Below are 24712 nucleotides of genomic sequence, written 5' to 3'. Positions count from 1 at the left end.
CCATGGTCACTCAGATCATTTCAACGGTTTCTGCGTCCACTTCGTCGTATTCTTTGTGGGTACCGACGAATTTCACGTAGACGATCTGCAGCCTGTAGGCGATGGCCACGATCAACCGGTAGTCGTTGCCCTTGATGTTGAAAACGACACGCCGGTTCTTGAGGATGCTGGCGCTGCCGTACTGCGCCTTGATGTCTGATGGCTGAGTCCAGGACGCTTTGGTCACTTCCTCAAACCAAGCCTTCAAAGGCTGCTCGGCGTCCGGATGAAGTTTCCAGAAGTCTCGAAGGGTGGAGACGGCTATCACTCGCATCAGCAGCACTTTAGTCCCATTTTGGGACTTTCGCAAGGGGCTTCCAGGTTTTAGTCCTGTAACGCAAACGCATATACTCGACAACCGCTCGCATTGTTGCCAACATCGGACGAAGAAACCCCCCAGAATCCAACCCATGCCATTTTCGGACACATCGGCCGACCTGTTCCGACACGTCAGCGCGGACAAGGCCGGCATCTACCGAAGCATCATGGCGAGCTTCGCCGCGGCAAAGCGCCAGTTCAAGCTCCACATGCGTCCCGACGAGGTGCTGGCCGAAGCCCGCTGGATCAACGGCGTACCGAAGCTCGAGGAGGTCCACACCGCACTCGCCCAACTCGCCGAGTGGGGCAACCTCGAGGCGCAACCCGATACCGCGCGTGTGGCGAGCATCAGCGACTTCTACCGCGCCCGCTTCCTCTACCGCCTGTCCCATGGCGGCGAAGCCGTCGAGACGGCTCTCACTGCCTTCGCCGAAGCGCTCGGTCGGCGTGCCGAGTTGCAGACGGTCGCGCTCGAAGACATCGCCAGCCGGCTCAAGACCCTGCTCGCGCTGGCCGATGCGCCCACGCCCGATGCTGCAAAACTGCACGAAACCCTGCGCGATCTGGTGCGCGTATTCGAGGGCCTGGCCGACAACGCCCAGGCCTTCATGGCCGGCATGGCGCGCAGCATCGAGCTGCAACAGGCAGATGCCGCCGCGGTGCTGGCCTACAAGCAACGGCTGATCGACTACCTCGAACGCTTCATCGGCGACCTCGTCGGACGCTCCGGCGTGATCGCGCAGCACATCGCCTCGCTGCATCCGCGCATCGATCCGCTGCTGTGGGCGGCCGCACAGCGCGAAGTACGCGACGCCGCGCCCGGCGACAACCAAGCGCAGGCCGACGCGCTGGCGCAGCGCCAGCAGGCCTGGCGCGAACGCTGGGGCGGTCTGCGCGGCTGGTTCGTCAGCACCCATCATGAACCGCCGCAGGCCGAGGTGCTGCGCTCGAAGGCGCGCGCGGCGATTCCACAGCTGCTGGCCGCGGTCGCGGCGCTCAATGAGCGGCGCAGCGGGCGCAGCGATCGCTCTGCCGACTTCCGCGTGCTCGCCAGCTGGTTCGCGAGCTGTGGCAGCGACGACGACGCGCACCGCCTGGGGCGCGCCGCCTTCGCCCTCAATCCGGCCCGTCACTTCTCGCTGAACCCGGGCACCGGCCATGAGCTGCCGGCCACCACGCCGTGGGCCGAGGCGCCACCGCTACGCATCCATCCGCGCCTGCGCGAGTACGGCGAAGCCGCCCCGCGGGGCCCCTTGCCCAAGGTACGCGAGCGCAGCGAGGAACGCGCCCTGCTCGCGCGCCAGCTGCATGAGGAACACCTGCAAGTCGAAGCCGCGCGGGCGCGCCTGGCGACCGGGCGAACGACGCGCCTGTCGGAGCTCGGCCACCTCGATCCGCACGCCTTCGCACTATTCCTGTCGCTGCTCGGTGAGGCGCTGACCGCGCAATCCTCGCCCGAAGACGTGGTTGAACGTCAGACCGGCGACGGCCTGCTACGCATTCGCCTCGAGCCGCTGGAAGCGCACACGCGGGCCGAAGTCATCACCGATGCCGGCGTCTTTGCCGGCCGCGACCACCGCATCACGATTACCGCCACACAAGCGCCCTGATGACAACCGACAGCACCGCGATCGGCCTGCAGCAGGCCCTCCACCAACGCGAGGAGTTCACCACCGCGCTGCGCGCCCTGTTGATGGCTCCACTGATGACGCCGGCACACGCGGAGTTCGCTACCGTGCGCCGCCACGCCGATGCATTGCGCGAATGGTTCGTCCGCGAGACCGGTTGGCCCCTGCACATCGAACGCGATGCGGCGCGCCTGTACAAACGTCCGGCCGATGTGAGCGACGCCAGCCGCGGGCTGCCCAGCTACGAGCGCCGCCGCTATGTGTTGCTTTGCTTGGCCTGCGCGGTGCTGGAGCGTGCCGACCCGCAGATCACGCTACGCGTGCTCGGCGACCGGCTGCTCGCCCTCGCTGCGGACCCGGCGCTGGCCGCCCTCGGCTTCAGCTTCACGCTCCAGGCGCAGCACGAGCGGCGGGAGCTGGTCGCAGTGTGCCGCACGCTGCTCGAACTCGGCGTCCTGCATCGCGTGGCCGGCGACGAGGAGGGCTTCGTACACGGCGGCGGCGAAGGCTCGGACGGACTCCATGACGCGCTCTACGACGTGCAGCGGCGGGTCCTCGCCGGCGTACTCGCGGCGTCGCGCGGGCCGTCCACGTGGCCCGCGGACGAAGCTCCGGCCACGCTCGAGGCGCGGCTCGCCGCGCTGGGGGCGGAGCCGGTGCCGGACAGCGACGAGGGCCGGCGCACGGCGCTACGCCACCATCTGGCGCGCCGCCTGCTCGACGACCCGGTGATCTACCTCGACCGCCTCGACGCCGACCAGCGCGCCTATTTCATGAACCAGCGCGGCACCATGGCCACCCGGCTGTGCGACGCCACCGGGCTGGTCGCCGAACAGCGCGCCGAGGGTCTGGCGCTGACCGACGAGGACGGCGAGCTGACCGACGTGGCGATGCCGGCCGAAGGCACCGAAGCGCATGTCACCCTGCTGGTGGCCGAATTCCTGACGGCGCCCACGAACGGCGGCACAAACACCGACGATGTCGCCGCATTCATCGCCGACGCACGCCAGCGCTTCGGCAAGTTCTGGCGCAAGTCCGCGCGCGAAGCCGGCTCGGAGCACGAGTTGGCGGCGATCGCGCTCGATCGCCTGCAGCGCCTTCAACTGGTCGAACGCGCGGGCACCGGCGTTCTGCCCCTGCCGGCGCTGGCGCGTTTTGCCGTCGGCGAGACCGAGCTCAGGCCCGCGCCGTCCGCTTCTACCGGCACCCTGTTCGACTGAGACCCAGCCCCGTGGACACACTCGATACCCTGCTCGACACGCCGTCCGATCTCCCGGCTACCGACGCTCGCCCTGCACTCCCGCAACCGACTCGGGTCCGGTGGCAACCCCTGCGCCTCGGCCTTGTCGAGCTGTTCCACTACGACAGCGAGGAATTCTGGTTCCGTGATGGCCACCTGCTGCTGCGTGGCAACAACGGCACCGGCAAGTCCAAGGTGCTGTCGCTCACCCTGCCCTTCCTGTTCGATGCCCAACTCAAACCCTCACGCATCGAGCCCGATGGCGACGCCGGCAAGAAGATGGCCTGGAACCTGCTGCTCGGCAAGCTCGACCGCCGCATCGGCTACGCCTGGATCGAGTTCGGCCGCATCGCCGACGATGGTGAGCCCGACTATCTGACGCTGGGCTGCGGACTCTCGGCGGTCGCCGCGCGGGCACAGGTTGATCCGTGGTACTTCGTCCTCGAAAAGCGCCGCATCGGCGAAGACCTGTGGCTCACCAGCCCGGCGCGCAGCGTCCTCACCCGCGAGCGGCTGAAGGAAGCCCTGGACGATCACGGCCAGGTGTTCTACAACGCCACCGCCTACCGCCGCGCGGTCGACGAACGCCTGTTCCAGCTCGGCGCCGTCCGTTATGCGGCCCTGATGGACACACTGGTCCAGTTGCGCCAGCCGCAACTATCCAAGAAACCCGACGAAGGCAACCTATCGAACGCGCTGACCGAGGCGCTGCCACCGCTATCGGCGGAGCTGCTGACCGACGTCGCCGAGGCGCTCAACCAACTCGAGGAATACCGCCGCGAGTTGCAGGGTTACGAAGCGCTGGCGAAGGCCGTCGGCCAGTTTAACCAGCGCTACCAGCGTTACGCCGCGATCAACGCGCGGCGCCAGGCCCGCGGGCTGCGCAGCGCACAGAGCGGCTATGACGCCGCCAGCCGCAATCTGAACGAGGCCCGCACCGAGTTGCAAACCGCGCAGCACGCCGAGGCGCAGGCGAAAGGCCGCCTCGATGCCGCCGAAGCCGCATTGCTCGCCGGCCGCACGCGGCTCGACCAGTTGCAGTCCGACCCGGCAATGAAGGACGCGAATCGCCTGAACCAGGCCGAACGCGACGCCGAGGCGCGGGCCGCCGACCTCGCCGACGCGACGCGCATGAACGCCGAGGCAACCGTCCGCCTCGAACGCGAACAGCGGGCACTCGACGAACGCGGCACGCGCCGGACACAGGCCGAAGAGGCCCTCGCCACCGCGCGCGAGGGCGTCGACGCGGCGGCACTGGCCAGCGGCATTGGCGAGCCGTGGCGAGCCAACGCGCTGGCGGCGCTTCCGGCCGCCGAATTGGCAACACTCGGCGACCTGTCCCTCGACACCGCCCGCAATGAGCTGCGCCAGGCAATGCTCGTTCGCCGCGAACAGCTCGCCCTCGTGCAGCGGCGCGTCAGCGAGGTGGCGCAGGCTGAGGCCACCCACACCAGCCGGCAACAGGCCCGTGACGAACGACAGGACGAAGTCGAAGCGGCCGCCGCCCGCCGCAGCGCGGCCGACACCGCGGTAGAGACCGAAGGCAGCCGCGTCGTCGAGGCTTGGCAGGAGCACTTCGCGAACCTGCAGGTGCTGCAGGTGGACGAACCGCCGCTGCCCGCGCTGACCGCGTGGGTCGCCAACCTGCAAGGTGACAACCCGGCCCGTGCCGCCTTGTCGTCGGCCCAGCAGCGCGCTGCCGACGACCTGGCGCAGCAGCGCGCCGGGCACCTCGCTGCACAGAAAGCCCTGCACGACGAGCAGGCGACGCTGCGCGCCGAGCACGAGCGACTCACACAGGGCGAAGACGCCACCCCGCCGCCGCCTTATACACGCGGCACCGAGACCAGACGGCAACGTGCCGGTGCGCCGCTGTGGCAGCTGGTCGATTTTCGCGAGCACGTCGACACCGCCCACCGTGCCGGCCTCGAAGCCGCGCTCGAGGCGGCCGGACTCCTCGACGCCTGGGTCACCCCGGATGGCCGGTTGCAGGCGGCCGACGGCGCGCCGCCCCTGCACGACACCCAGTGGCTCGAACGACCGCGCCAGAGTGCCTCGCTCGCCGGGTGGCTCACCCCATCCGCCGGCTCCCCAACGCCCGCCGTCGATCCCGCGCTGCTGATGCGCCTGCTCGAAGGCATCGCCTGCTCCGCCCACGACGACGGCCAGTCCGAAGGCTGGCTTGCGCCCGACGGTCGCTTTCGCCTCGGCGCCCTGGCCGGCGCGTGGGCCAAACCGCAGGCCACCTACATCGGCTACGCGGCCCGCGCCGCCGCGCGTGCGCGACGGATCAGCGAGATCGACTTTCGGCTGCGCGAGATCGCTGAAGCATCACGCCGGATCGACGAGGCGCTGGCCGAGCTCGCGCGGCGGCAGGCACGGGCGGCCGCCGAGTGGCAGGGAGCACCGTCCGACGACAGTTTGCGTGCCGCCCACGCCGACGCCGCGGCCGGCGAGCGCGAGTTCCAGACTGCGCGAAACCGGCTCGAGGCAGCCGATCGGCAGCTGCGCGCGGCCATCGACGCCTTGCAGAGCCGCCGCGATGCGCTGGCAGCCGACGCGGCCGACCTGCACCTGCCCACCGGTGCTGCGACGCTGGAAGCCGTCGGCGCCGCACTGCTGCACTTCGGTGAGACCCTGCACGGGCTCTTCCAGCTGGTGCACGAACTTCGCCTGGCGGCGGCCGAACTGACCCGCCAGCAAGAGCGGACACACGAAGCCGAGGCCGACGCGCGCCAGCGTGCCGAACAGCTCGCCGAGCGCCGCCGGCAGGCCGAGGAGGCGCGGGTGCGCCTCGCCACCTTGCGCGAATCGATCGGCGCCCGGGTCGATGAGCTTCAGGCGCGGCTACGCGAGGCGCGCACTGCTGTGAGCGACGGTGAGCGCCACTTGAAGGCCGAAGGCGAAGCCCTGCGCAACGCCGGCGAGGCACGCGCCCGCGGCGAGCAGAAGGTACAGGACGCCTACACCACCCTGCAGGAACGCGCCGCTACCCGCCAACACGCCATCATCCAGCTGCAGGGCTTTGCCGCCACCGGCCTGCTGTCCGCCGCGCTGCCCGAGGCCGAACTGCCCGACCTGCGCGCACCGTGGACGATCGAGCCGGCGCTCACGCTGGCACGCCGCACCGAGCAGGGCCTGGCCCAGGTGGCGGACGATGACGAGGCCTGGACGCGCATCCAGAGCCAGATCTCGCACGACTACGGCGAGCTCGGGCGCGCCCTCACCGCGCTCGGCCAGCAGGCCCAGGCCGACACCAGTGACTACGGCATGGTCGTCAGCGTCATCTACCAGAACCGTCCGGAGCGCCCCGACCAGCTCACCGCCCGGCTCGACGCCGAGATCGCCCAGCGCCGCGAGCTGTTGACGGCGCGCGAGCGCACCCTGCTCGAAAACCACCTCCAGGCCGAAATCGCCGCGGAGATCCAGCGGCTCCTGCAGACGGCCGAGCGGCAGGTCGATGCGATCAACAAGGAGCTCTCCAAGCGCCCGACCTCCACCGGGGTCAAGTTCCGCCTCTTGTGGCAACCGCTTCCCGAAGGCGGCGAAGGCGCACCGGTGGGCCTGGAGGCCGCCCGCAAGCGCCTGCTCAATACCAGCACCGACCTATGGTCGGCCGAGGACCGGCGGGTGGTCGGCGAGATGCTGCACCAGCGCATCACCGCCGAGCGCCTGAAGGCCGACGCGGTCGGCGGCAGCCTGCTCGAGCAACTCGCCCAGGCGCTCGACTACCGGCGCTGGCACCGCTTCCGCGTCCAGCGCTGGCAGGACGGGCAGTGGCGTCCGCTCTCCGGCCCGGCCTCGAGCGGCGAACGCGCGCTCGGCCTTACGGTACCGCTGTTCGCCGCCGTGTCGAGCTTCTACAGCCAGGCCAGCTACGCCTTCGCGCCCCGCCTGGTGCTGCTCGACGAAGCCTTTGCCGGCATCGACGATGCCGCCCGCGCGCATTGCATGGGCCTGATCCGCGAGTTCGACCTCGATTTCGTCATCACCAGCGAGCGTGAATGGGCCTGCTACGCTGAGCTGCCTGGGGTGGCGATCTGCCAGTTGCAGCGGCGCGAGGGTATTGATGCGGTGCATGTATCGCGCTGGATCTGGGATGGCCGGGCGCGGCAGCGCGAAGACGATCCGGATCGGCGCTTTCCCCAAGAATGATCATGGATCCCCGGTTGCAACGACTGCTGGGCGGCGAAGCCTTGGCGGGGCTGCGCAAGCGGCTGCGCCAACGCTATCAGCGCGGCGCACAGGCCGGTATGGTGCGTCTCGGCGCGCTGAACGAAGCCGAACACGCAGCGCTCGCCGCACTCACCGGCCGCCCTGCACGCCATGTGCGATCGATGCAGATCGAGGTCGCAGAGATCGACACCACGCTCGCGCGGGCGGGGCTGGCCACCTCCTTGCGCGATGCGCTCGAGCAAATCGACGGGCCGATCATCGACCTGACGGCCCAACGCCTGCAGGTGCGCTCGCAATGGCAACAGCTGGTCGAAGACTGCGAACACCCCGGGCTGCGTTCGGCCCTGCAGACCTCCGTCGGGCTCGGGCTGCTGAAGCGGCTGTGTGGCAGCCGCCCCGAGGCAGGTACCCTCCTCGTCCGCCATGCTGATCGGGTGTTGCAACGGCTACCCGCAGCGGGCATCCCCCGTGCGCAACTGGCCGTTGCCGCGCTCGGAGATGCGCACGCGCTCGACGCCGGCAGCCCGGTCGCCACTCTGATCCTCACGGCGCTACGCCATGACGGCACCGCCGAGCTCGACGGCGAACGCGCGCGCGAACTGTGGGCCGCGGCCGGCGTGCTGGTCAATGAACTCGCACGACCGGCCCTGGCGCTCAACCTTCCCGGGCCGACAGGCGCCGAACCGGGCGAACCGGCCTATCTCTCACTACGCCGCCTGCTGCGTGCGCCACCGGCCTGGACCGTCACGGGCCGCCCGGTCTTCGTCTGCGAGAACCCGAATCTGCTCGCGATCGCCGCCGATCAACTGGGGCCGAGCTGTGCACCGCTGGTGTGCACCGACGGCATGCCGGCCGCGGCCCAGCGCGTCCTGCTCACGCAATTGCGTTCCGCCGGAGCAGCGCTGCATTACCACGGCGACTTCGACTGGCCGGGCCTTCGCATCGGCAACCAGATGATCCGTGAGCACGACGCCCGGCCGTGGCGCTTCTCGACAGCCGACTATCGCGCGGCCGTCATCGGCGCACCGCGCCCCGGTCGCCCCCTCGACGATGCCGCCGTCAGCGCGCTGTGGGACGATACACTCGCCGGCGCGATGCTCACCGAACGACTGGCGATCGACGAGGAAGGGCTTGCCGACATGCTGCTCGACGACCTCCGACATTGCTGAAGCTGATGCACCGTTACATTTCAATGACTTGCCCTACAAACTTGCTTGTTGATGATTTGCGCCAAATTATTCCCAAACAAACGCAAGTTACTGAGTTATAAGTCAATATTCTTTTCCGGTCACTCCCACTCGATCGTCGCCGGCGGCTTGCCGGAGATGTCGTACACCACGCGGTTGATGCCGCGCACCTCGTTGATGATGCGGTTGCTGACCTTGCCGAGCAGGCTGTGCGGAAGTTCCGCCCAGTGTGCGGTCATGAAGTCCTGCGTTTGCACCGCACGCAGCGCGACAACGTACTCGTAGGTGCGGCCGTCGCCCATCACGCCAACGCTCTTCACCGGCAGGAAGACGGCGAAGGCCTGGCTGGTCTTGTCGTACCAGTCGGCGGCACGCAACTCGTCGATGAAGATCGCGTCGGCCTGGCGCAGCAGATCGGCGTATTCGTGCTTGACCTCGCCGAGGATGCGCACCCCCAGGCCAGGCCCGGGGAAGGGGTGGCGATAGACCATGTCGTGTGGCAGACCGAGCGCCACACCGAGCTCGCGCACCTCGTCCTTGAACAGGTCGCGCAGTGGTTCGAGCAGCTTCAGGCCCAGGGTTTCGGGCAGACCACCGACATTGTGGTGACTCTTGATGGTGTGCGCCTTCTTGCTCTTTGCGCCACCCGACTCGATCACGTCGGGGTAAATGGTGCCCTGCGCCAGCCACCTGGCGTTCGGAAGCTTCTTTGCCTCGGCCTGGAAAACCTCGACGAATTCGCGGCCGATGATCTTGCGCTTCTGCTCGGGGTCGGTGACCCCCTCGAGGTGGCCCATGAACTGTTCGGTGGCATCCACATGCACGACCTTGGCGTGCAGTCGGCCGGCAAACATCTCCATCACCAGCTTGCCTTCGTTGAGACGCAGCAGGCCGTGGTCGACGAACACGCAGGTGAGCTGGTCCCCGATTGCGCGATGGATCAGCGCCGCTGCCACTGAGGAGTCGACGCCGCCCGACAGACCAAGGATGACCTCCTCGTCACCGACCTGCTCGCGAATCCTCTGCACCGCCTCGGCAATGTAGTCGGGCATGTTCCAGTCGTGGCCGCAACCGCAGATGTCATGCACGAAGCGCCCGATCATCTCCTTGCCTTTGATCGTGTGTGTGACCTCGGGGTGAAACTGCACGCCGTAGAACCCACGCACCTCGTCGGCCATGGCCGCGATCGGCGTCGCCTCGTTGCTGCCGATGATCTTGAAGCCCGGCGGCAACCCGGTGACCTTGTCGCCATGGCTCATCCACACGTCGAGCAGGCCATGACCCTCGGCGTTGGTCCGATCCTGGATGCCTTCGAACAGCTTCGAGTGCCCATGCGCACGCATCTCGGCATAGCCGAACTCGCGCTTGGCCGAGCTCTCGACCTTGCCGCCGAGTTGGCTGGCCATGGTCTGCATGCCGTAACAGATGCCCAGCACCGGCACACCCAGCTCGAACACCGCCTGCGGCGCACGCCACTCCTCCGCTTCGTACACCGAGTTCGGACCGCCCGACAGGATCACGCCCTGAGCACCGAAACTGCGCACGAATTCGTCGGACACGTCGAAGGGATGCAGCTCGCAATACACCTGCTGCTCGCGCACGCGACGTGCGATGAGCTGCGAAACCTGGGAGCCGAAATCGAGAATGAGGATCTTCTGGTGAGCCATGGGCGCGAACGTCTCTAGCGTCTTGAAAAAGGAAAGGCGGCTTCGCAGCCGCCCGGAAATACGAACCAGCCCGATCAGCTGATCTGGTAGTTGGGCGCTTCCTTGGTGATCTGCACGTCATGGACATGCGACTCACGCATGCCTGCCGAGCTGATCTGCACGAATTCCGCTCGCTCATGGACTGCCGGAATGTCCGGGCAGCCGAGATACCCCATGGAAGCCCTCAGGCCGCCGACGAGCTGGTGAATCACGACTCCGACCGGCCCCTTGTAGGGCACACGGCCCTCGATGCCCTCGGGGACGAGCTTGTCGATGTTGCCGGTGTTCTCGTCCTGGAAATAACGGTCGGCGGCACCCTTCTCCATCGCGCCCAGCGAGCCCATGCCGCGATATGCCTTGTAGGTGCGCCCCTGGTACAGGACGGTTTCGCCCGGCGCTTCCTCGGTGCCGGCGAACAGGCCACCGAGCATCACCACGTTGGCGCCCGCAGCGATCGCCTTTGCGATATCGCCGGAAAAGCGGATGCCGCCGTCGGCGATCATCGGCACGCCGGATCCGGCAAGCGCGTTGGCAACGTTGTCGATGGCCGTGATCTGCGGCACGCCCACACCCGCAACGATGCGCGTGGTGCAGATCGACCCCGGGCCGATACCCACCTTGACACCATCGGCGCCGGCATCGACCAGCGCGCGCGCGGCATCGGCGGTGGCGATATTGCCCCCCACCACCTCGATCTGAGGGAAGCGTTTCTTGACCCAGTTCACGCGGTCGAGCACGCCTTGGGAGTGACCATGGGCAGTATCGACCACGATCATGTCCACGCCGGCCTCCGCGAGCAGCTCGGCACGCTCCTCGGTGCCAGCCCCCACGCCGATCGCCGCCGCCACGCGCAGCCGCCCCTGCTCATCCTTGGCGGCGCTGGGGTGCTCGGTGGACTTCATCATGTCCTTCACGGTGATCAGCCCGCACAGCTCGCCGGCATCGTTGAGCACCAGCACGCGCTCGAGGCGATGCACGCGCAGCAGCTCACGCGCCTCATCGAGGCTGGCGCCTTCACGCACGGTAACCAGCCGCTCCTGCGGCGTCATGATCTCCGAGACCAGCGCATCGAGCTTGGTCTCGAAGCGGGTGTCGCGGTTGGTCACGATCCCCACGACCTTGCGGCCCTGCACCACCGGCACGCCAGAGAAGCGGTGCTGACGCTGGAGCGCGATCACTTCGCGCACCGTCATCGTCGGCGGGATGGTGATCGGGTCCTTGAGGATGCCCGATTCGTGGCGCTTGACCTTGTGCACCTCGGCAGCCTGCTCCGCCGGGCTGAGGTTCTTGTGCACGACGCCGATGCCACCTTCCTGCGCCAGCGCGATCGCGAGGCGGCTTTCGGTCACCGTGTCCATCGCGGCCGAAACGAGCGGGATATTGAGACGGATGCGGCGAGTGACCTGGCTTTGCAGGCTCACATCGCGCGGAAGAACCGTGGAGTGGGCTGGAACGAGAAGGACGTCATCGAAGGTCAGCGCCTTCTGAATCACTCGCATGGCTTTTTTCCTTTCGACCAAATCCGTATTATACAGAGCGTCAGAGCGTGGTGTAAGCAGCGCCCTCCGGAGATTTTCTCGATGATTCGTCGCCCCCTGTTGCTCGTCGCCCTGCTCCTCTCCCTGCCTGCCGCTGCGCAGATCTACAGTTGGAAGGACAAGGACGGGCGCGTGCACTATTCCGACACCCCGCCGCTCACCGGCGAAGTCAGTGTCGTACAGGGGACACGCGCTCCGCGTCCTGCTGCCGCGACAGCGGCAGATAGCCTCGCCGCCGATGGCGCGAGCGAAACAGCCGGGGCGCCGAAGGGGCCGCCGACGCTCGCTGAACGCGAGCAGGCCTTCCGCGAACGGCGCGCGGCCGAGGCAGAGGCAGCGGCGAAAGCGGAAGAAGCTGCAGCGCGCGATGCCGAGCGCGCCCGCTTCTGCGAACAGGCACGCAACCAACTCACGGCCCTGCAGTCGGGGCAGCGTGTCAGCCGCTTCAATGCAGCGGGCGAGCGCGAATACCTGGACGATGCTGCGCGCAACGCAGAAGCGCAGCGCCTGCAGCAGCAGATCTCCGAACACTGTAACTAACCCAGGCCTTGAACCAGAACGCCAGGCCTTGAGCCAGAACGAGCGAGCCAAAGAGTGCGCGCCCCCACTCGCGCGCTGGGCGGCTCAAGCCTCCTCGTCGGCGGACCCGCCCCCTTTCTTCATCACCTTGCCTTCGTCGGCGCGCTTCTTGCGCACGGCCTTCGGGTCGGCGATGAGCGGCCGGTAGATCTCCACACGGTCACGGTCGCGCAGCGCGGTATCGGGCTTCACCAGCTTGGCGAAAATCCCCAGCTTGTTGTTACGGGCGAGATCGATTTCCGGGTACTTCTCGAGCAGACCCGACGCCTGCACCGCATCCCCAGCGGTCGCGCCCTCCGCCAGGCTCAGCGGCACGAGCTCTGCCCGTTCGGGCAAGGCATACACCACTTCCACATGGATCATCTCGCCCATCATCGAACTCCTGCCGAGCCAGCCGGTTTGTAGATCTCGCCCGCACGCTTGACGAAGGAATCGACGAAGGTATTGGCGATGTGATTGAACACAGGCCCCAGCACCTTTTCCAGCAGCTTGCTCGCAAACTGGTAACGCAGCTGGAATTCCACCTTGCACGCAGTGTCGCCAAGCGCAGTGAACTGCCAGTGGCCGTCGAGATGGGTGAAGGGACCATCGGTCAGGCGCAGCTTCATCTCGACCGGATATCGTTTTTCGTTCTCGGTGCTGAAATGCGCCTTGATGCCGTGATAGTTGATGTAGAGCGTTGCCGCCGTAACCGTGTCGGTACGCGCATGGACCACTGCGCCGCCGCACCAGGGAAGGAAGTGCTGGTAGTCCTCGCACCGATCCACGAGTTCGAACATCTGCGCCGGGGTGAATTCGATCAGTACGAGCTTGTTGACTTCGGCCATGGGCGAGCGGTGAATCGGCACCGTGACCGGAACGGGCACGCGACCGAACTGTTAAAATGCGCAATTCTACCGCATGCGCAACTCGGTTTTCCGCGCTGCGCCGCCCTCCGGGACAGCACCACCATGAGCATCATCGAAAATCGCAAGGCCTTTCACGAATACTTCATCGAGGAAAAGCACGAGGCCGGCATGGTCCTCGAGGGCTGGGAGGTGAAGGCCATCCGCGCCGGGCGCGCCAACATCAAGGAATCCTACGTGGTCATCCGCGGCGAGGAAATCTTTCTTTTCGGCATGCACATCGCACCGCTCACCACCGCCTCGAGTCACGTGCACCACGACCCCACGCGCACGCGCAAGCTGTTGCTGCACAAGAAGGAAATCGCGCGCCTGATCGGCAAGGTCGAGCGCGCAGGCTACACGTTGGTGCCGATCGACATGCACTACAAGAAAGGCCTCATCAAGATCGAGATCGGGCTCGCCAAGGGCAAGAAGCTGCACGACAAGCGTGAGGATGAGAAGAAAAGGGACTGGGAGCGCGAGAAGCAGCGCCTGATGCGCGTGAAAGCCTGAGCGCCCCCATCCTGAGAACCCCTCAGAGCAGAATCAGCGCTCCAGCTGCCACGCCGAGGAGTGCGAGCCAGACGAGCGCCCCGAAGCTCATCACCTGCACCGCCACCTCACTCGCGTAGACCGGCTCGTGAACGCCCAGCAGGCGATCGACGCCATGGCGCACCAGCATCGCCGACGCGCCCAGCGAGAGCAGGCCGATGATGCCCATGAACCAGACGCTCCCGAACAGCACGGCGAGTGACGACAGCCACAGCGGAATCGGCGCGATGGCGGCAACCGCATACGCGTCGTGCAGGTTATTGCTGCCCTCCTTGGCCATGGACGCCAGGCGGATCGAATTCGCCATGATCGGAACGCTGAAGTGCTCCGCCACGAAGAAGATCACCGCGGCAATCAGGCCATTGCCAAACGTCACGCCGGGGAACATCTCGGCCGCCATACCGCCCGAGGCGACCAGAATCATCAGCGGCGGCAGCAGGGACAACGGCAACACGACGCGAAGGAACATCACATCCATCGACGGGCGCAGGCGCGCCACCAGGTCCCAGCCCTCCCGACTGGAGATCACCATGCGGGGAAACTGCATCACTTCCATGATCTTTCCTCCTCTGCCGGATGAAGGCAGGTCTCTGGTGGACAGGATTGCCCGCCACGCCCGCCAATGCATCATACTTTGATATTAATCGTGATCCGGCAGATTGCAAGGGCGATCTCGTGCACAGAATCCACTGCGGCGGATACCGAACCATGCTCGGTTGGCGATAGAATCGCGGCATCATGAGCACGCCACTAGACAAGTCCGAATTCGAGGCCCTGGCCGATTTCCGCTATCAGTTGAGACGCTTCCTCCGCTTCTCCGAAGTGCTCACGCGACGCCACGGCATCACCAACCTACAATACCTGTTGCTGCTGCAGATCAAGGGCTTCCCCGGACGAGAGTGGGCAAACGTGGGCGAGCTCGCGGAGCGCCTTCAAGCGCACCAGCACGGGGCCGTCTCCCTTGTTTCGCGCTGCGAAAAGCTCGGCCTGGTGGAGCGACGCCCCGGACGCGACGACCGCCGCGCAGTCGAGGTACACCTGACCGCCGCCGGGGAAGCGCTGGTGGCCCGCATCGCTGCACGTCACCGCGACGAGCTCCGCTCCCTGCAGGAACTGCTGGGCGGCGTGTTCGGAAGGCTGCACTGAACTGAAGGCTGCACCGGGCCGATGCCTTCATTGCGCGGACGCCTTCATTGCGGACCACTGCGCTGCGCCGGCGCCAGGCATCTTCTTTGATCGAGGGCCCGCGCACGCGCCGGCCCGGCACGGCTCAAGCGTCGGGCGCAGACTCCAGCCCGTTCTCCACCGCATACACGGCGGCCTGAACGCGGCTGCTCAGGTTGAGCTTGCGCAGCATGTTCTGCACGTGGATCTTTACCGTGCTCTCGGCCAGGTCCAGCGCGCGTGCGATCTCCTTGTTGCTCTGCCCGCGCGCGATGAGCTGCAGGATTTCCCGCTCGCGCGGAGAAAGCCGGTCCAGTTCCCCCCCCTCGGGCGCGCTGCGCGGTTCACCCGTCGTCCGCAGCGGGGTGCTGCGGGCGGGCTCGGGCACCGAGCGGCCGGCTTCAGCGCGCACGCCATTGAGCAGCTTGCCCATCATCTGTGGCGACACGACCGATTCGCCCTGGGCCGCGGTCTTGATCGCAGAAACCAGGGTCTCAGCCTGGATGTTCTTCAGCAGGTAGCCGCAGGCACCGGCACGCAAGGTCTCGATCAGGTCGTCCGAGTCTTCGGACACTGTCAGCATCAGCACCCGCGTGTCTGGCACCTCCTCTAGCAGCAGGCGCGCCGCCTCGCGACCGGAGAGTCCGGGCATGTTGTTGTCGAGCAGCACGACATCGGGTTTCAGCTGTCCGGCGAGGCGGATACCCTCTCGCCCGTCGCCAGCCTCGCCGACGACGTCGAAGCAGGGGTAGCTCTGCAGCAGCGAGCGGATACCACTGCGAAAGAGCGTGTGGTCATCCACGAGCAGGACGCGTATCACGGATTCGGTCATCAGGCTTCCACCTTGTTCGATCTGGGCAGTTGAAGGCGTATCTCGGTGCCGCGCCCGGGCGAGGAGCGAACCGCAAACTGTCCGCCGATGCGCAGTGCGCGTTCACGCATGATGTGCAGGCCGATGTGCGCCTCGGTGTCGAGACTCTCGTCATCCTCGACGAAGCCGACCCCGTCATCACGGACGGTCACCGCCAGCCCGTCGCGCCCGCGCCGCAGGCCTACCGAAACCGCTTTTGCGCCCGCATGCTTGCGCACGTTGGAGAGCGCCTCCTGGACGATGTAGAGCACCTGCGTCTCGGCTTCCGGGTCAAGCGGCGCACCATCGCCCTGTACATCCAGATCTGTCGCCACGCCGGTCTGCTCGGCCAGGCGGCGCAGTGCGGATGCAATCGCCGCATCGAGGTCCTGCATCTCCACCCGGGTGCGGAAGTGCACGAGCAGTTCGCGCACATCCTCATAGCTCTCCTGGATACCGCGACGGAGCATTTCCACCGTCGCGGCAACGTCCTTCTCGCGATGTTCCGCGAGGGCGCGTTCCAGCATCTGCACCTGCAAGTTGAGGAATGCCAAGCCCTGGGCGATCGAATCGTGCAGCTCGCGCGCCAGCAGGTTGCGCTCTTCGGACACCGCCAGCTCGCGCTCACGCGCATGCAGGCGCTGGTTCTCGATGGCCGTGCCGAGTTGCTGCCCAAGTGTCTCGAGAAGCTGGCGATCCGTATCACTGATCGGTTGCGAATGGCCGTAGAAAAGGTTGAAGACGCCCAGCGAGCGCTTGTTGGCCGTGATCGAGGTTGCCGAGACGGTGCGGAAGCCGGCACGCGCACAGGCGTCCCGGGTGACATCCAGATTGGCCGCCAGCACGTCGAGGGTCAGCGAGCGTCCGCCGCTTTGTGCAGCCTCGCCACAAACACATTCGCCACAGGCGAGCACCTCCTCGCGATCGAGGAATTCTTCGCCCAGGCCGTCATGTACGATCATGCACAGGTTGCGCGAATCAAGATCGAGCAGCCGCGCCGAACTCGCCACCGCGCCCATCGCCTTCTGCACGCGCTCGAGAAAACCCTTGCACAGGGTATCGACATCGGCCGGTTCACGCAGGAACGCAACCACGTCGTAGAGGATCTCCAGCTCGCGGTTTTTCTGCTCGAGGCTCCGCGTCTTGGAAGCGACGCGCTCCTCGAGCGTGTCGTATACATGCTGCAAATGCGCCGCCATGCGGTTGAAGCCATCAGAAAGCTCACCGAACTCGTCATTCGAGAGCACGGGAACACGCGCATCGAAGTCCTCCTCGCTCATGCTCTGAACGCCCTCGTGGAGATCATGCAGCGGGCGGATCACAGTGACGAAGAAGAAGCGAAGCAGCAGAATGGTGCCGATCACCGCGAGCGCGATCAGCGCGACCTGCGAAGAGCGCAGGATGTTGGTGTTGCGCGCGTAGTTGTGCTCCATGCGCAACACCAGCTCATTGATGATGGAGACGAACTGCGGCGCCAACTCATCGAACTCGGCAGCCAGCGCGCTCCGTGCGCCAGGCGTCGGTGCGGCGCCGATGCGCGCGAGCAAGGGGCGAACCTGGTCATGCCACTGGGAGGTCATGTCCTCCAGGGCGGCAGGGATATCGTCTCGCTTCGGCACGAACAGCGGACGCGTCGGGTCGCCGGTGCGCAGTCCATTCAGGACGCGCTCGAACTCGTCGATGCGTGCGTGCAGATCGGCCGCAAACTGTGCGTCGGGCGTGGCCCCGCTTCCTGCCCGGGCGACGAAGTGGGCGAACCGGTACACCCGCATGCGCAGGCTGCCGGCATCGTTGATCGCCGCCGCCGCCCCCTCGAGGTGCCAGGAGATGAACAGGGTCAGGGTGATCGCCGCCAGCGCTGCCAGGAAGAACGCGAGCAGGATGGCGGTGATCTTGGTCGAAAGCCCCGCGTTACGGCCGAGCATGGTTTGAAGGAGACTCTTCTCGTGCATGGGCGCACGCTAGGGGCAAGAAGCGAAAAAGGCAAGGCATCCGGCCTTGCGGCCGTGTGCCTTGCCTCCTGTCGCCAGCCTCAGGCGCGCTTGGTGCGAACGATCTGGTAGGCGCGCGTCAGGTAGTTGAACGGCGCGGTCAGGATGTGCACCAGGCGGGTGAAGGGGAACACCAGGAACACCGTCAGGCCGAAGAAGATGTGGAGACGGAAGATCGGGTCGACCTGCTCCATCAGCTGCGGCTGCGGGTTCAGCAGAAGGATGCTCTTCACCCACTCGGCCAGGGCCAGCATCACTGCAGGGTCACCCTTGTTGGCGTGGCCGATCGAGAACGGCACGGTCAGCAGGCCCAGGATCAGCGTGATCATCAACCAGGTGATGATGAACACGTCGGCACGACGGCTGTTGATGCGAACGCGCGGATTGTACATGCGGCGATACCACAGCATGGCGCCGCCGATCAGGCAGGTGATGCCGAAGATCGCACCCGCGGTGAGCGCAATCCACTGGTGCGCAAGGTCGGAGATCCCGAGCGCCAGCCACAATCCATGCGGCAGTACCAGGCCAGCGAAGTGGCCCAGGAACAGCATGATGATGCCGACGTGGAACAGATTGCTCGCGAGCATCATCCCCTGCTTGGAGAGCAACTGCGACGAGTCGGTTTTCCAGGTGTACTGCTCGTTATCGTAGCGGATCCAGCTACCGATCACGAACACGGTCAGCGCGATGTACGGGTAGACCCCGAATAGCAGATTGCACAGAGACATCTTCTTCTCCTCAGGCGGCCTGGCGGGCCAGCGAGCTGTGGTTTTCGATCACGCGGACGAGCACTGCATAGGGGCTCTCCGCCTTTTCCAGGTTGGTCGCGAGCACGTTGAATACCTTCACCGCGTCAGTCAGGAACACGCGCGCCTCGGTCTCCTCGAGTTGCGACACGAACTCCAGCATCATCGGCAGGTAGTCCGGGATCTCGTGTTCGTCGTGCTGCAGTCCATAGGACTTGTAGAACTCCGACAGGTCGATCAGCGCGGGGCCACGGTTCTTGTCGTCACCGAAAACGTGGTGCGTCAGGTGAAGGCTGTGCTCCGGGGTGAGGTCGAAGGTCTTGACGTAACGCCCCTCGAGCTCGGTCTGGTCCTGCGCCAGCATCCAGTCAATGAAACCGGCGATGCTGGCATGTTCGGACCCGGTGAACACCTCATCGGTGTCCACCGAGCGGACCAGACCCAGCGCACCGCCCTGCCCGGAGACCGCGGCGCGCAAGTCGCCGACGATCTCACCGCCCGGATAGTCGAGCAGCACGGCAAGCAGCTTGTAGGTCTGCATGATTCCTGTCTCCTCAGTAACGCTCGCCGGTGACGTCGTGCATCTCGTCGGCGTGCGGTGCCGGCGTGCGCGGCTCCATCGACTCCCTGCGGCGTTCGGGGAACAGCGAGTTCGGCGAAATACCGACCGACGAGGCGCTGCCGAAGCTGAAGCCGGCCTGGCCCTGGAAGCCGTGGTAGTCCTCGAGGCGCATCTCTTCCTTTGAGGTCGGAATCACGAAGCGGTCTTCGTAGTTCGCGATCGCCAGGTAGCGATACATCTCCTTGGCCATGTCCTCGGTCATGCCGACGGCCTCGAGACCACGCGTATCCGGCGTGCCCTCGACGTGCACCGAACGCTGATACGAGCGCATCGCAATCATGCGGTTGAGCGCGTCGATGATCGGCTGCTCCTTGCCTGCGGTCATCAGGTTGGCGAGGTACTTGACCGGCAGGCGCATGGCAGAAGCCTTCGGGATCACGCCGTCGGCCTCGGTCGGCAGCGCCTTCTGGTCGATCTGCGACTGCACCGGCGAGAGCGGCGGCACGTACCAGATCATCGGCAACGTGCGGTACTCGGGGTGCAGCGGGAAGGCGATCTTCCACTGCACCGCCATCTTGTAGATCGGCGACTTCTGCGCGGCAAGGATCCAGTCGTCGGTGATGCCGTCCTTCTTGGCCTGGGCGATCACGGCCGGATCGAACGGATCGACGAACATGTCGAGGTGGGCCTTGTACAGGTCCTGCTCGTTGTCGGTGCTGGCGGCGTCCAGGATCTTGTCGGCGTCGTACAGGATGATGCCGTTGTAGCGGATGCGGCCCACGCAGGACTCGGAACAGACGGTCGGCAGGCCGTTCTCGACGCGCGGGTAGCAGCCGACGCACTTCTCGGCCTTGGACGACTCCCAGTTGAAGAACACCTTCTTGTACGGGCAGCCCGAGATGCACATCCGCCAGCCGCGGCAGCGGTCCTGGTCGGCAAGCACGATGCCGTCTTCCTCGCGCTTGTACAGCGCGCCGGACGGGCAGGACGCCACACATGCCGGGTTGATGCAGTGGTTGCAGATACGCGGCAGGTACATGTGGAAGGTGTTCTCGAACTGCTTGTACATTTCCTTCTCCATGTTGGAGAAGTTCTTGTCACGAGCACGGGAGGCGAACTCGCCGGCGAGGTCGTCTTCCCAGTTCGGGCCCCAGGTGATCTTGTCCATCTTCTCGCCGGTGATCTGCGAAACCGGACGCGCAGTCGGCGCGGCTTCGGACAGCGGCGCGTTCTGCAGACGGGCGTAGTCGTAGGTGAAGGGCTCGTAGTAGTCGTCGATCTCGGGCAGGTTCGGGTTGGAGAAGATCTGCACGATCTTCTTCAGGCGACCGCCGGCCTTGAGCTCGAGCTTGCCATTGAGCTTGGTCCAGCCGCCCTTCCACTTCTCCTGGTTCTCCCATTCCTTCGGGTAACCGATTCCGGGCTTGGACTCGACGTTGTTGAACCATGCGTACTCGACGCCCTTGCGGTTGGTCCACACGTTCTTGCAGGTCACCGAGCAGGTATGGCAACCGATGCACTTGTCGAGGTTGAACACCATCGCGAATTGCGCGCGGATTTTCATGTGTATCTCCTGAATCTCTGGTCTCGAGTCGGCGCTTACTTCTTGCCGATGCCCACGGGGTTGCGCTGGGCTTCGCGTTCGGGCGTGAGCGGGCGCTCCAGCCAGTCGATGTCCTGGTCCTCGATCTTGTGGATCACCACAACCTCGTCACGCTGGCAACCGACGGTGCCGTAGTAGTTGAAGCTGTAGGCCAGTTGCGCATAGCCGCCGACCATGTTGGTGGGCTTGACGATGACGCGGGTGACCGAGTTCAGGATGCCGCCACGCTTACCGGTGGTGTTCGAGCCGGGCACGTTCACGTTCTTTTCCTGCGCGTGGTACATGATCGCCATGCCGCGCGGGATGCGCTGCGAGACCACCGCACGGGCAACGGTCGCGCCGTTGGCGTTGATCGCCTCGACCCAGTCGTTGTCCTTGATGCCGATGCTGGCAGCCTCTTCCTCCGACAGCCAGACGTACGGGCCGCCACGGAACAGGTTCAGCATGCGCAGGTTGTCCTGGTAGCTGGAGTGGATGCCCCACTTGGAGTGCGGGGTGATCCACGACAGCGTCAGGTGCGGCTTGCGACGCACGCTGTCGGGCACGTTCTCGTGCGCCTTCAGGTCGACCGGCGGCTTGTAGGCGCAGAAGCCTTCGCCGAAGTCGAGGAACCACTCGTGATCCTGGTAGAAATGCGCACGGCCGGTCAGGGTGCGGAACGGGATGTGCTCGTGGATGTTGGTGTAGCCCGCGGTGTAGGACACGGTCTCCGACTCGATGCCCGACCAGGTCGGCGCAGTGATGATCTTGCGCGGCTGGGCGACGATGTCGCGGAAGGTGATCTTGTCCTCGTGACGGCCGGCGTACAGGTGGTGGTGGTCGATGCCGGTCTTCTTCGACAGCGCGCTCCACGACTTGTGCGCCACTTCGCCGTTGGTCTCGGGCGCCATGCGCATGACCGAGTCACAGACGTAGATGTCTTCCTCGAGCGAAGGCATGCCCTTCGAGACACCCTCGACCTGCACCGGGTAGTTGCACTTCTTGAGCTCTTCGTATTCCTGGGTGGTATCCCAGTCGAGGCCTTTGACGTTGTTACCCAGCTTGACCATCAGCGGGCCGAGCGCGATGTACTTGTTGTAGATCTGCGCGTAGTCACGCTCGACAAGCTTGAGCATCGGCATGGTCTTGCCCGGGATGGGCTCGCACTCGCCGTACTTCCAGTCCTTGCCCACACCCATCGGGGTTGCCAGTTCCATCGGCGAGTCGTGCTGCATCGGCAGCGCCACAACGTCCTTCAGGGTACCGAGGTGCTTGGCGCCCAGGGCGCTGAAGGTCTTGGCCAGCGTGCGGAAGATCTGCCAGTCGGACTTCGACTCCCAGCCCGGGGTCACCGCCTCACCCAGCGGGTGGATGAACGGGTGCATGTCGGTGGTGTTGAGGTCGTTCTTCTCGTACCAGGTCGCGGTCGGCAGGATGATGTCCGAGTAGGCGCCGGTCGAGTTGAGACGGAAGTTGATGTCCACCATCAGGTCGAGCTTGCCGGTCGGGCCGTGCTCGTGCCACTTCACTTCCTTGCAGTTGTTACCCGCGCCGCCTTCCTGCATCACTCCGTTCTGCGCGCCCAGCAGGTGCTTGAGGAAGTACTCGTGGCCCTTGGCCGAGGAACCGATCAGGTTGGCGCGCCACACGATCAGGTTGCGCGGCCAGTTCTCCTCGGCGTCCGGATCGGCGAAGGACACGTCGAGCGCACCCGACTTGAGCTGGTCGACCACGTACTTCGACACGCTCGCCTCGTCGCTGGCACCCGCCTTGGCGGCTTCGGCGGCGAGCTCGATCGGGTTGCGGTTGAAGTGCGGCGCCGACGGCAGCCAGCCCATGCGCACCGCTTTGACGTTGTAGTCGGCGAGCGCCAGGCCCTTGTTGCGGCAAGGACCGGCGGGCGACAGCAAGGCGTCGGCATCGATCGTCTCGTAGCGCCACTGGTCGGTGTGGAAGTACCAGTACGAGGTCGAGTTCATGTGGCGCGGCGGACGCTGCCAGTCGAGCGCGAACGCGATCGGCGCCCAGCCGGCCTGCGGACGCAGCTTCTCCTGCCCCACGTAGTGCGCCCAGCCACCACCGGTCTGACCCACGCAGCCGCACATGTGCAGCAGGTTCATGATCGAGCGGTAGGCGAGGTCGTTGTGGTACCAGTGGTTGATCGCGGCACCCATGATGACCATGGAGCGGCCCTTGGTCTTGGAGGCGTTGTCGGCGAACTCGCGACCGGTACGCTCCAGATCGGCCGCCTTGACGCCGGTCTGCTTGGCAGCCCAGGCCGGGGTGTACGCCACCGAGGCGTCGTCGTAGGACGAGGCCACGTTGCCACCGCCCAGACCGCGATCGATGCCGTACTGCGCGACCTGCATATCGAACACGGAGGTGACGAACACTTCCTCGCCGCTTGCAAGCGTCAGGCGACGCACGGGTACGTTGCGGTACAGCAGCTCGTTCTCGCCCGGCACGAAGTGCGGGAAGCCCACGGAAACGACATCGTCACGGCTGTCGATGCAGGTGAGCTCGGCCTCGGTCTCGGCCTGGTCTGCACCGGCCTTCTCCAGCAGGTTCCACTTGCCTTCTTCACCCCAGCGGAAGCCGATCGAACCGTTCGGCGCAATGAAGCGGCCGCCCTTCTTGTCGAAGACGATGGTCTTCCACTCGGGGTTGTTCGACTCGCCGAGGTTGTTGTCGAAGTCGGAGGCACGCAGGTTGCGGTCCGAAACATAGCCTTCGCCGTGCTTGCGCAGCACCACCTGCATCGGCAGGTCGGTGTACTTGCGCGCGTATTCGGTGAAGTACGGGTCCTGCTTCTCGACCAGGAACTCCTTCAGTGCGACATGCCCCATGGCGAGGAAGGCTGCGGCGTCGGTGCCCTGCTTGACCGGCATCCACAGGTCGGCAAACTTGACGTATTCCGCGTAGTCCGGCGCCATCGAGACGATCTTGGCGCCCTTGTAGCGCACTTCGGTGGCGAAGTGCGCGTCAGGGGTACGGGTCATCGGCAGGTTGGCGCCGGTGATGATCAGGTAGGTCGAGTTGTACCAGTCGGCGGCCTCGGGCACGTCGGTCTGCTCGCCCCAGGTCTGCGGCGAGGCTGCAGGCAGGTCACAGTACCAGTCGTAGAACGAGCCGCAAGCGGCGCCGATCAGCGACAGGTAACGCGCGCCGGCGGCGTACGAGATCATCGACATCGCGGGAATCGGCGAGAAACCATAGATGCGGTCCGGACCCCACTTCTTGATGGTGTAGACGTTGGCTGCCGCCACGATCTCGGTGACCTCGTCCCAGTTGGTGCGCACGAAGCCGCCCAGGCCACGCACGTGGACGTAGCGGTCGCGCTTGGCGGGATCCTTCTGGATCGCCTCCCAGGCCTCGACCGGGTCACGACCCGCCTTGCGCTCTGCACGGTACAACTCGAGCAGGCGACCGCGGATCATCGGGTACTTGATGCGGTGCGGCGAGTACAGGTACCACGAGAACGAGGCGCCACGCTGGCAGCCGCGCGGCTCGTGGTTAGGCAGATCCTCGCGGGTGCGCGGATAGTCGGTCTGCTGCATCTCGAACGAAACCAGGCCGTTCTTGACGAAGATCTTCCACGAACAGCCGCCGGTGCAGTTCACACCATGGGTGGAGCGCACCACCTTGTCGTGGCGCCAGCGGTTGCGGTAGGCATCCTCCCAGTTGCGGTCTTCATTGGTGACGATGCCATGCCCATTCGAGAAGGTGTCCTTGACCTTGTCGAAAAACCTCAGGCGATCGAGAAAATGACTCATGGTTTGCTCCTCTCAAGTCGTCGCTTCGTTCGTCAAGCGCGATCGGTAAAACCCGTAAGTGAAAAACGGAAATCGTGAATCGAAGAATGAATCAGGGGTTCTTGATATACGCGTCCTTGCGCAGGTAGAACCACCAGTTGATGACCACGCAGATGGCGTAGAACACCGCGAAGCCATACATCGCGTTCTCGGGCGAG

Annotated in this window: 19 protein-coding genes; 7 read left to right on the top strand and 12 right to left on the bottom strand. The window is 65.6% G+C overall.

Features of this window, described 5'->3' with window-relative positions:
• Positions 1–10: 10 nt before the first annotated feature.
• Positions 11–349 carry a type II toxin-antitoxin system HigB family toxin gene (locus tag ACPT9U_RS05385; RefSeq protein ID WP_435750133.1) on the bottom strand — a complete coding sequence of 113 codons (339 nt, stop codon included), beginning with the start codon at positions 347–349 and terminating at the stop codon, positions 11–13.
• A gap of 100 nt (positions 350–449) precedes the next feature.
• Between ACPT9U_RS05385 and ACPT9U_RS05380 the strand changes: the two genes are divergently transcribed.
• Genes ACPT9U_RS05380 through ACPT9U_RS05365 form a run of 4 tightly spaced genes read left to right on the top strand, consistent with a single transcriptional unit; the run spans position 450 to position 8570 of the window.
• The gene (locus ACPT9U_RS05380; protein WP_435750132.1) at positions 450–1967 is read left to right on the top strand and encodes a TIGR02677 family protein; all 1518 of its coding nucleotides are present in this window, start codon (positions 450–452) and stop codon (positions 1965–1967) included.
• Entirely contained in the window at positions 1967–3205 is a 1239-nt protein-coding gene (locus tag ACPT9U_RS05375) for a TIGR02678 family protein (RefSeq protein WP_435750131.1), read from the top strand. Before ACPT9U_RS05380 ends, ACPT9U_RS05375 begins: the two co-directional genes overlap by 1 nt.
• An 11-nt stretch (positions 3206–3216) precedes the next feature.
• Positions 3217–7380 (top strand): TIGR02680 family protein, encoded by a 4164-nt coding sequence (locus tag ACPT9U_RS05370; protein ID WP_435750130.1) that lies wholly within the window; start codon positions 3217–3219, stop codon positions 7378–7380.
• 2 nt (positions 7381–7382) lie between these two features.
• Positions 7383–8570 carry a TIGR02679 family protein gene (locus ACPT9U_RS05365; protein WP_435750129.1) on the top strand — a complete coding sequence of 396 codons (1188 nt, stop codon included), beginning with the start codon at positions 7383–7385 and terminating at the stop codon, positions 8568–8570.
• 119 nt (positions 8571–8689) lie between these two features.
• On the opposite strand, the gene guaA is transcribed toward ACPT9U_RS05365, so the two are convergent.
• Together guaA and guaB are read right to left on the bottom strand one after the other, a co-directional pair.
• The gene (guaA, locus tag ACPT9U_RS05360; protein ID WP_435750128.1) at positions 8690–10255 is read right to left on the bottom strand and encodes a glutamine-hydrolyzing GMP synthase; all 1566 of its coding nucleotides are present in this window, start codon (positions 10253–10255) and stop codon (positions 8690–8692) included.
• A 74-nt stretch (positions 10256–10329) separates the two neighbouring features.
• Entirely contained in the window at positions 10330–11793 is a 1464-nt protein-coding gene (gene guaB, locus ACPT9U_RS05355; RefSeq protein WP_435750127.1) for an IMP dehydrogenase, read from the bottom strand.
• Between the two features lie 81 nt (positions 11794–11874).
• Here guaB and ACPT9U_RS05350 point away from each other — a divergent pair, with 81 nt between their 5' ends.
• Positions 11875–12372: a DUF4124 domain-containing protein gene (locus tag ACPT9U_RS05350; protein ID WP_435750126.1), complete on the top strand. Its 498-nt coding sequence runs from the start codon at positions 11875–11877 to the stop codon at positions 12370–12372.
• An 84-nt stretch (positions 12373–12456) separates the two neighbouring features.
• On the opposite strand, the gene ACPT9U_RS05345 is transcribed toward ACPT9U_RS05350, so the two are convergent.
• Together ACPT9U_RS05345 and ACPT9U_RS05340 are read right to left on the bottom strand one after the other, a co-directional pair.
• Complete coding sequence (locus ACPT9U_RS05345; protein ID WP_418365490.1) at positions 12457–12783, bottom strand: RnfH family protein; 327 nt, start codon at positions 12781–12783, stop codon at positions 12457–12459.
• Positions 12783–13238 (bottom strand): type II toxin-antitoxin system RatA family toxin, encoded by a 456-nt coding sequence (locus ACPT9U_RS05340; protein WP_418365489.1) that lies wholly within the window; start codon positions 13236–13238, stop codon positions 12783–12785. The genes ACPT9U_RS05345 and ACPT9U_RS05340 overlap by 1 nt, the downstream gene beginning before the upstream one ends.
• Positions 13239–13361: 123 nt before the next feature.
• On the opposite strand from ACPT9U_RS05340, the gene smpB reads away from it, so the two are divergent.
• Positions 13362–13808, top strand: coding sequence for an SsrA-binding protein SmpB (gene smpB / locus ACPT9U_RS05335; RefSeq protein ID WP_418365485.1), 447 nt, complete (start codon positions 13362–13364; stop codon positions 13806–13808).
• Positions 13809–13830: 22 nt separating this feature from the next.
• Here smpB and ACPT9U_RS05330 read toward each other — a convergent pair whose 3' ends face one another.
• The gene (locus ACPT9U_RS05330; RefSeq protein ID WP_418365484.1) at positions 13831–14403 is read right to left on the bottom strand and encodes a YIP1 family protein; all 573 of its coding nucleotides are present in this window, start codon (positions 14401–14403) and stop codon (positions 13831–13833) included.
• 182 nt (positions 14404–14585) lie between these two features.
• Between ACPT9U_RS05330 and ACPT9U_RS05325 the strand changes: the two genes are divergently transcribed.
• Positions 14586–14993: a MarR family winged helix-turn-helix transcriptional regulator gene (locus ACPT9U_RS05325; protein WP_418365483.1), complete on the top strand. Its 408-nt coding sequence runs from the start codon at positions 14586–14588 to the stop codon at positions 14991–14993.
• 124 nt (positions 14994–15117) lie between these two features.
• Here ACPT9U_RS05325 and ACPT9U_RS05320 read toward each other — a convergent pair whose 3' ends face one another.
• The 6 genes from ACPT9U_RS05320 to ACPT9U_RS05295 form a co-directional block, all read right to left on the bottom strand.
• Positions 15118–15843: a response regulator gene (locus tag ACPT9U_RS05320; RefSeq protein WP_418365482.1), complete on the bottom strand. Its 726-nt coding sequence runs from the start codon at positions 15841–15843 to the stop codon at positions 15118–15120.
• Positions 15843–17786, bottom strand: coding sequence for a type IV pili methyl-accepting chemotaxis transducer N-terminal domain-containing protein (locus tag ACPT9U_RS05315; RefSeq protein WP_435750125.1), 1944 nt, complete (start codon positions 17784–17786; stop codon positions 15843–15845). Before ACPT9U_RS05315 ends, ACPT9U_RS05320 begins: the two co-directional genes overlap by 1 nt.
• 107 nt (positions 17787–17893) lie before the next feature.
• On the bottom strand, positions 17894–18580 hold the full coding sequence (narI, locus tag ACPT9U_RS05310; RefSeq protein ID WP_418365480.1) for a respiratory nitrate reductase subunit gamma: 687 nt from the start codon (positions 18578–18580) through the stop codon (positions 17894–17896).
• A 10-nt stretch (positions 18581–18590) separates the two neighbouring features.
• On the bottom strand, positions 18591–19139 hold the full coding sequence (narJ, locus tag ACPT9U_RS05305; protein ID WP_435750124.1) for a nitrate reductase molybdenum cofactor assembly chaperone: 549 nt from the start codon (positions 19137–19139) through the stop codon (positions 18591–18593).
• A 13-nt stretch (positions 19140–19152) separates the two neighbouring features.
• Entirely contained in the window at positions 19153–20724 is a 1572-nt protein-coding gene (gene narH / locus ACPT9U_RS05300; protein ID WP_418365478.1) for a nitrate reductase subunit beta, read from the bottom strand.
• 35 nt (positions 20725–20759) lie between these two features.
• Positions 20760–24515 (bottom strand): nitrate reductase subunit alpha, encoded by a 3756-nt coding sequence (locus ACPT9U_RS05295; RefSeq protein ID WP_418365477.1) that lies wholly within the window; start codon positions 24513–24515, stop codon positions 20760–20762.
• Between the last annotated feature and the right edge of the window lie 197 nt (positions 24516–24712).

The sequence above is a fragment of the Thauera sp. AutoDN2 genome (genome assembly GCF_051280715.1).
In the GTDB taxonomy this organism is placed as follows: Bacteria; Pseudomonadota; Gammaproteobacteria; order Burkholderiales; family Rhodocyclaceae; genus Thauera.
The sequence above is the reverse complement of the archived record's forward strand: the minus strand, read 5'-3'. Positions and strand labels throughout refer to the sequence as shown.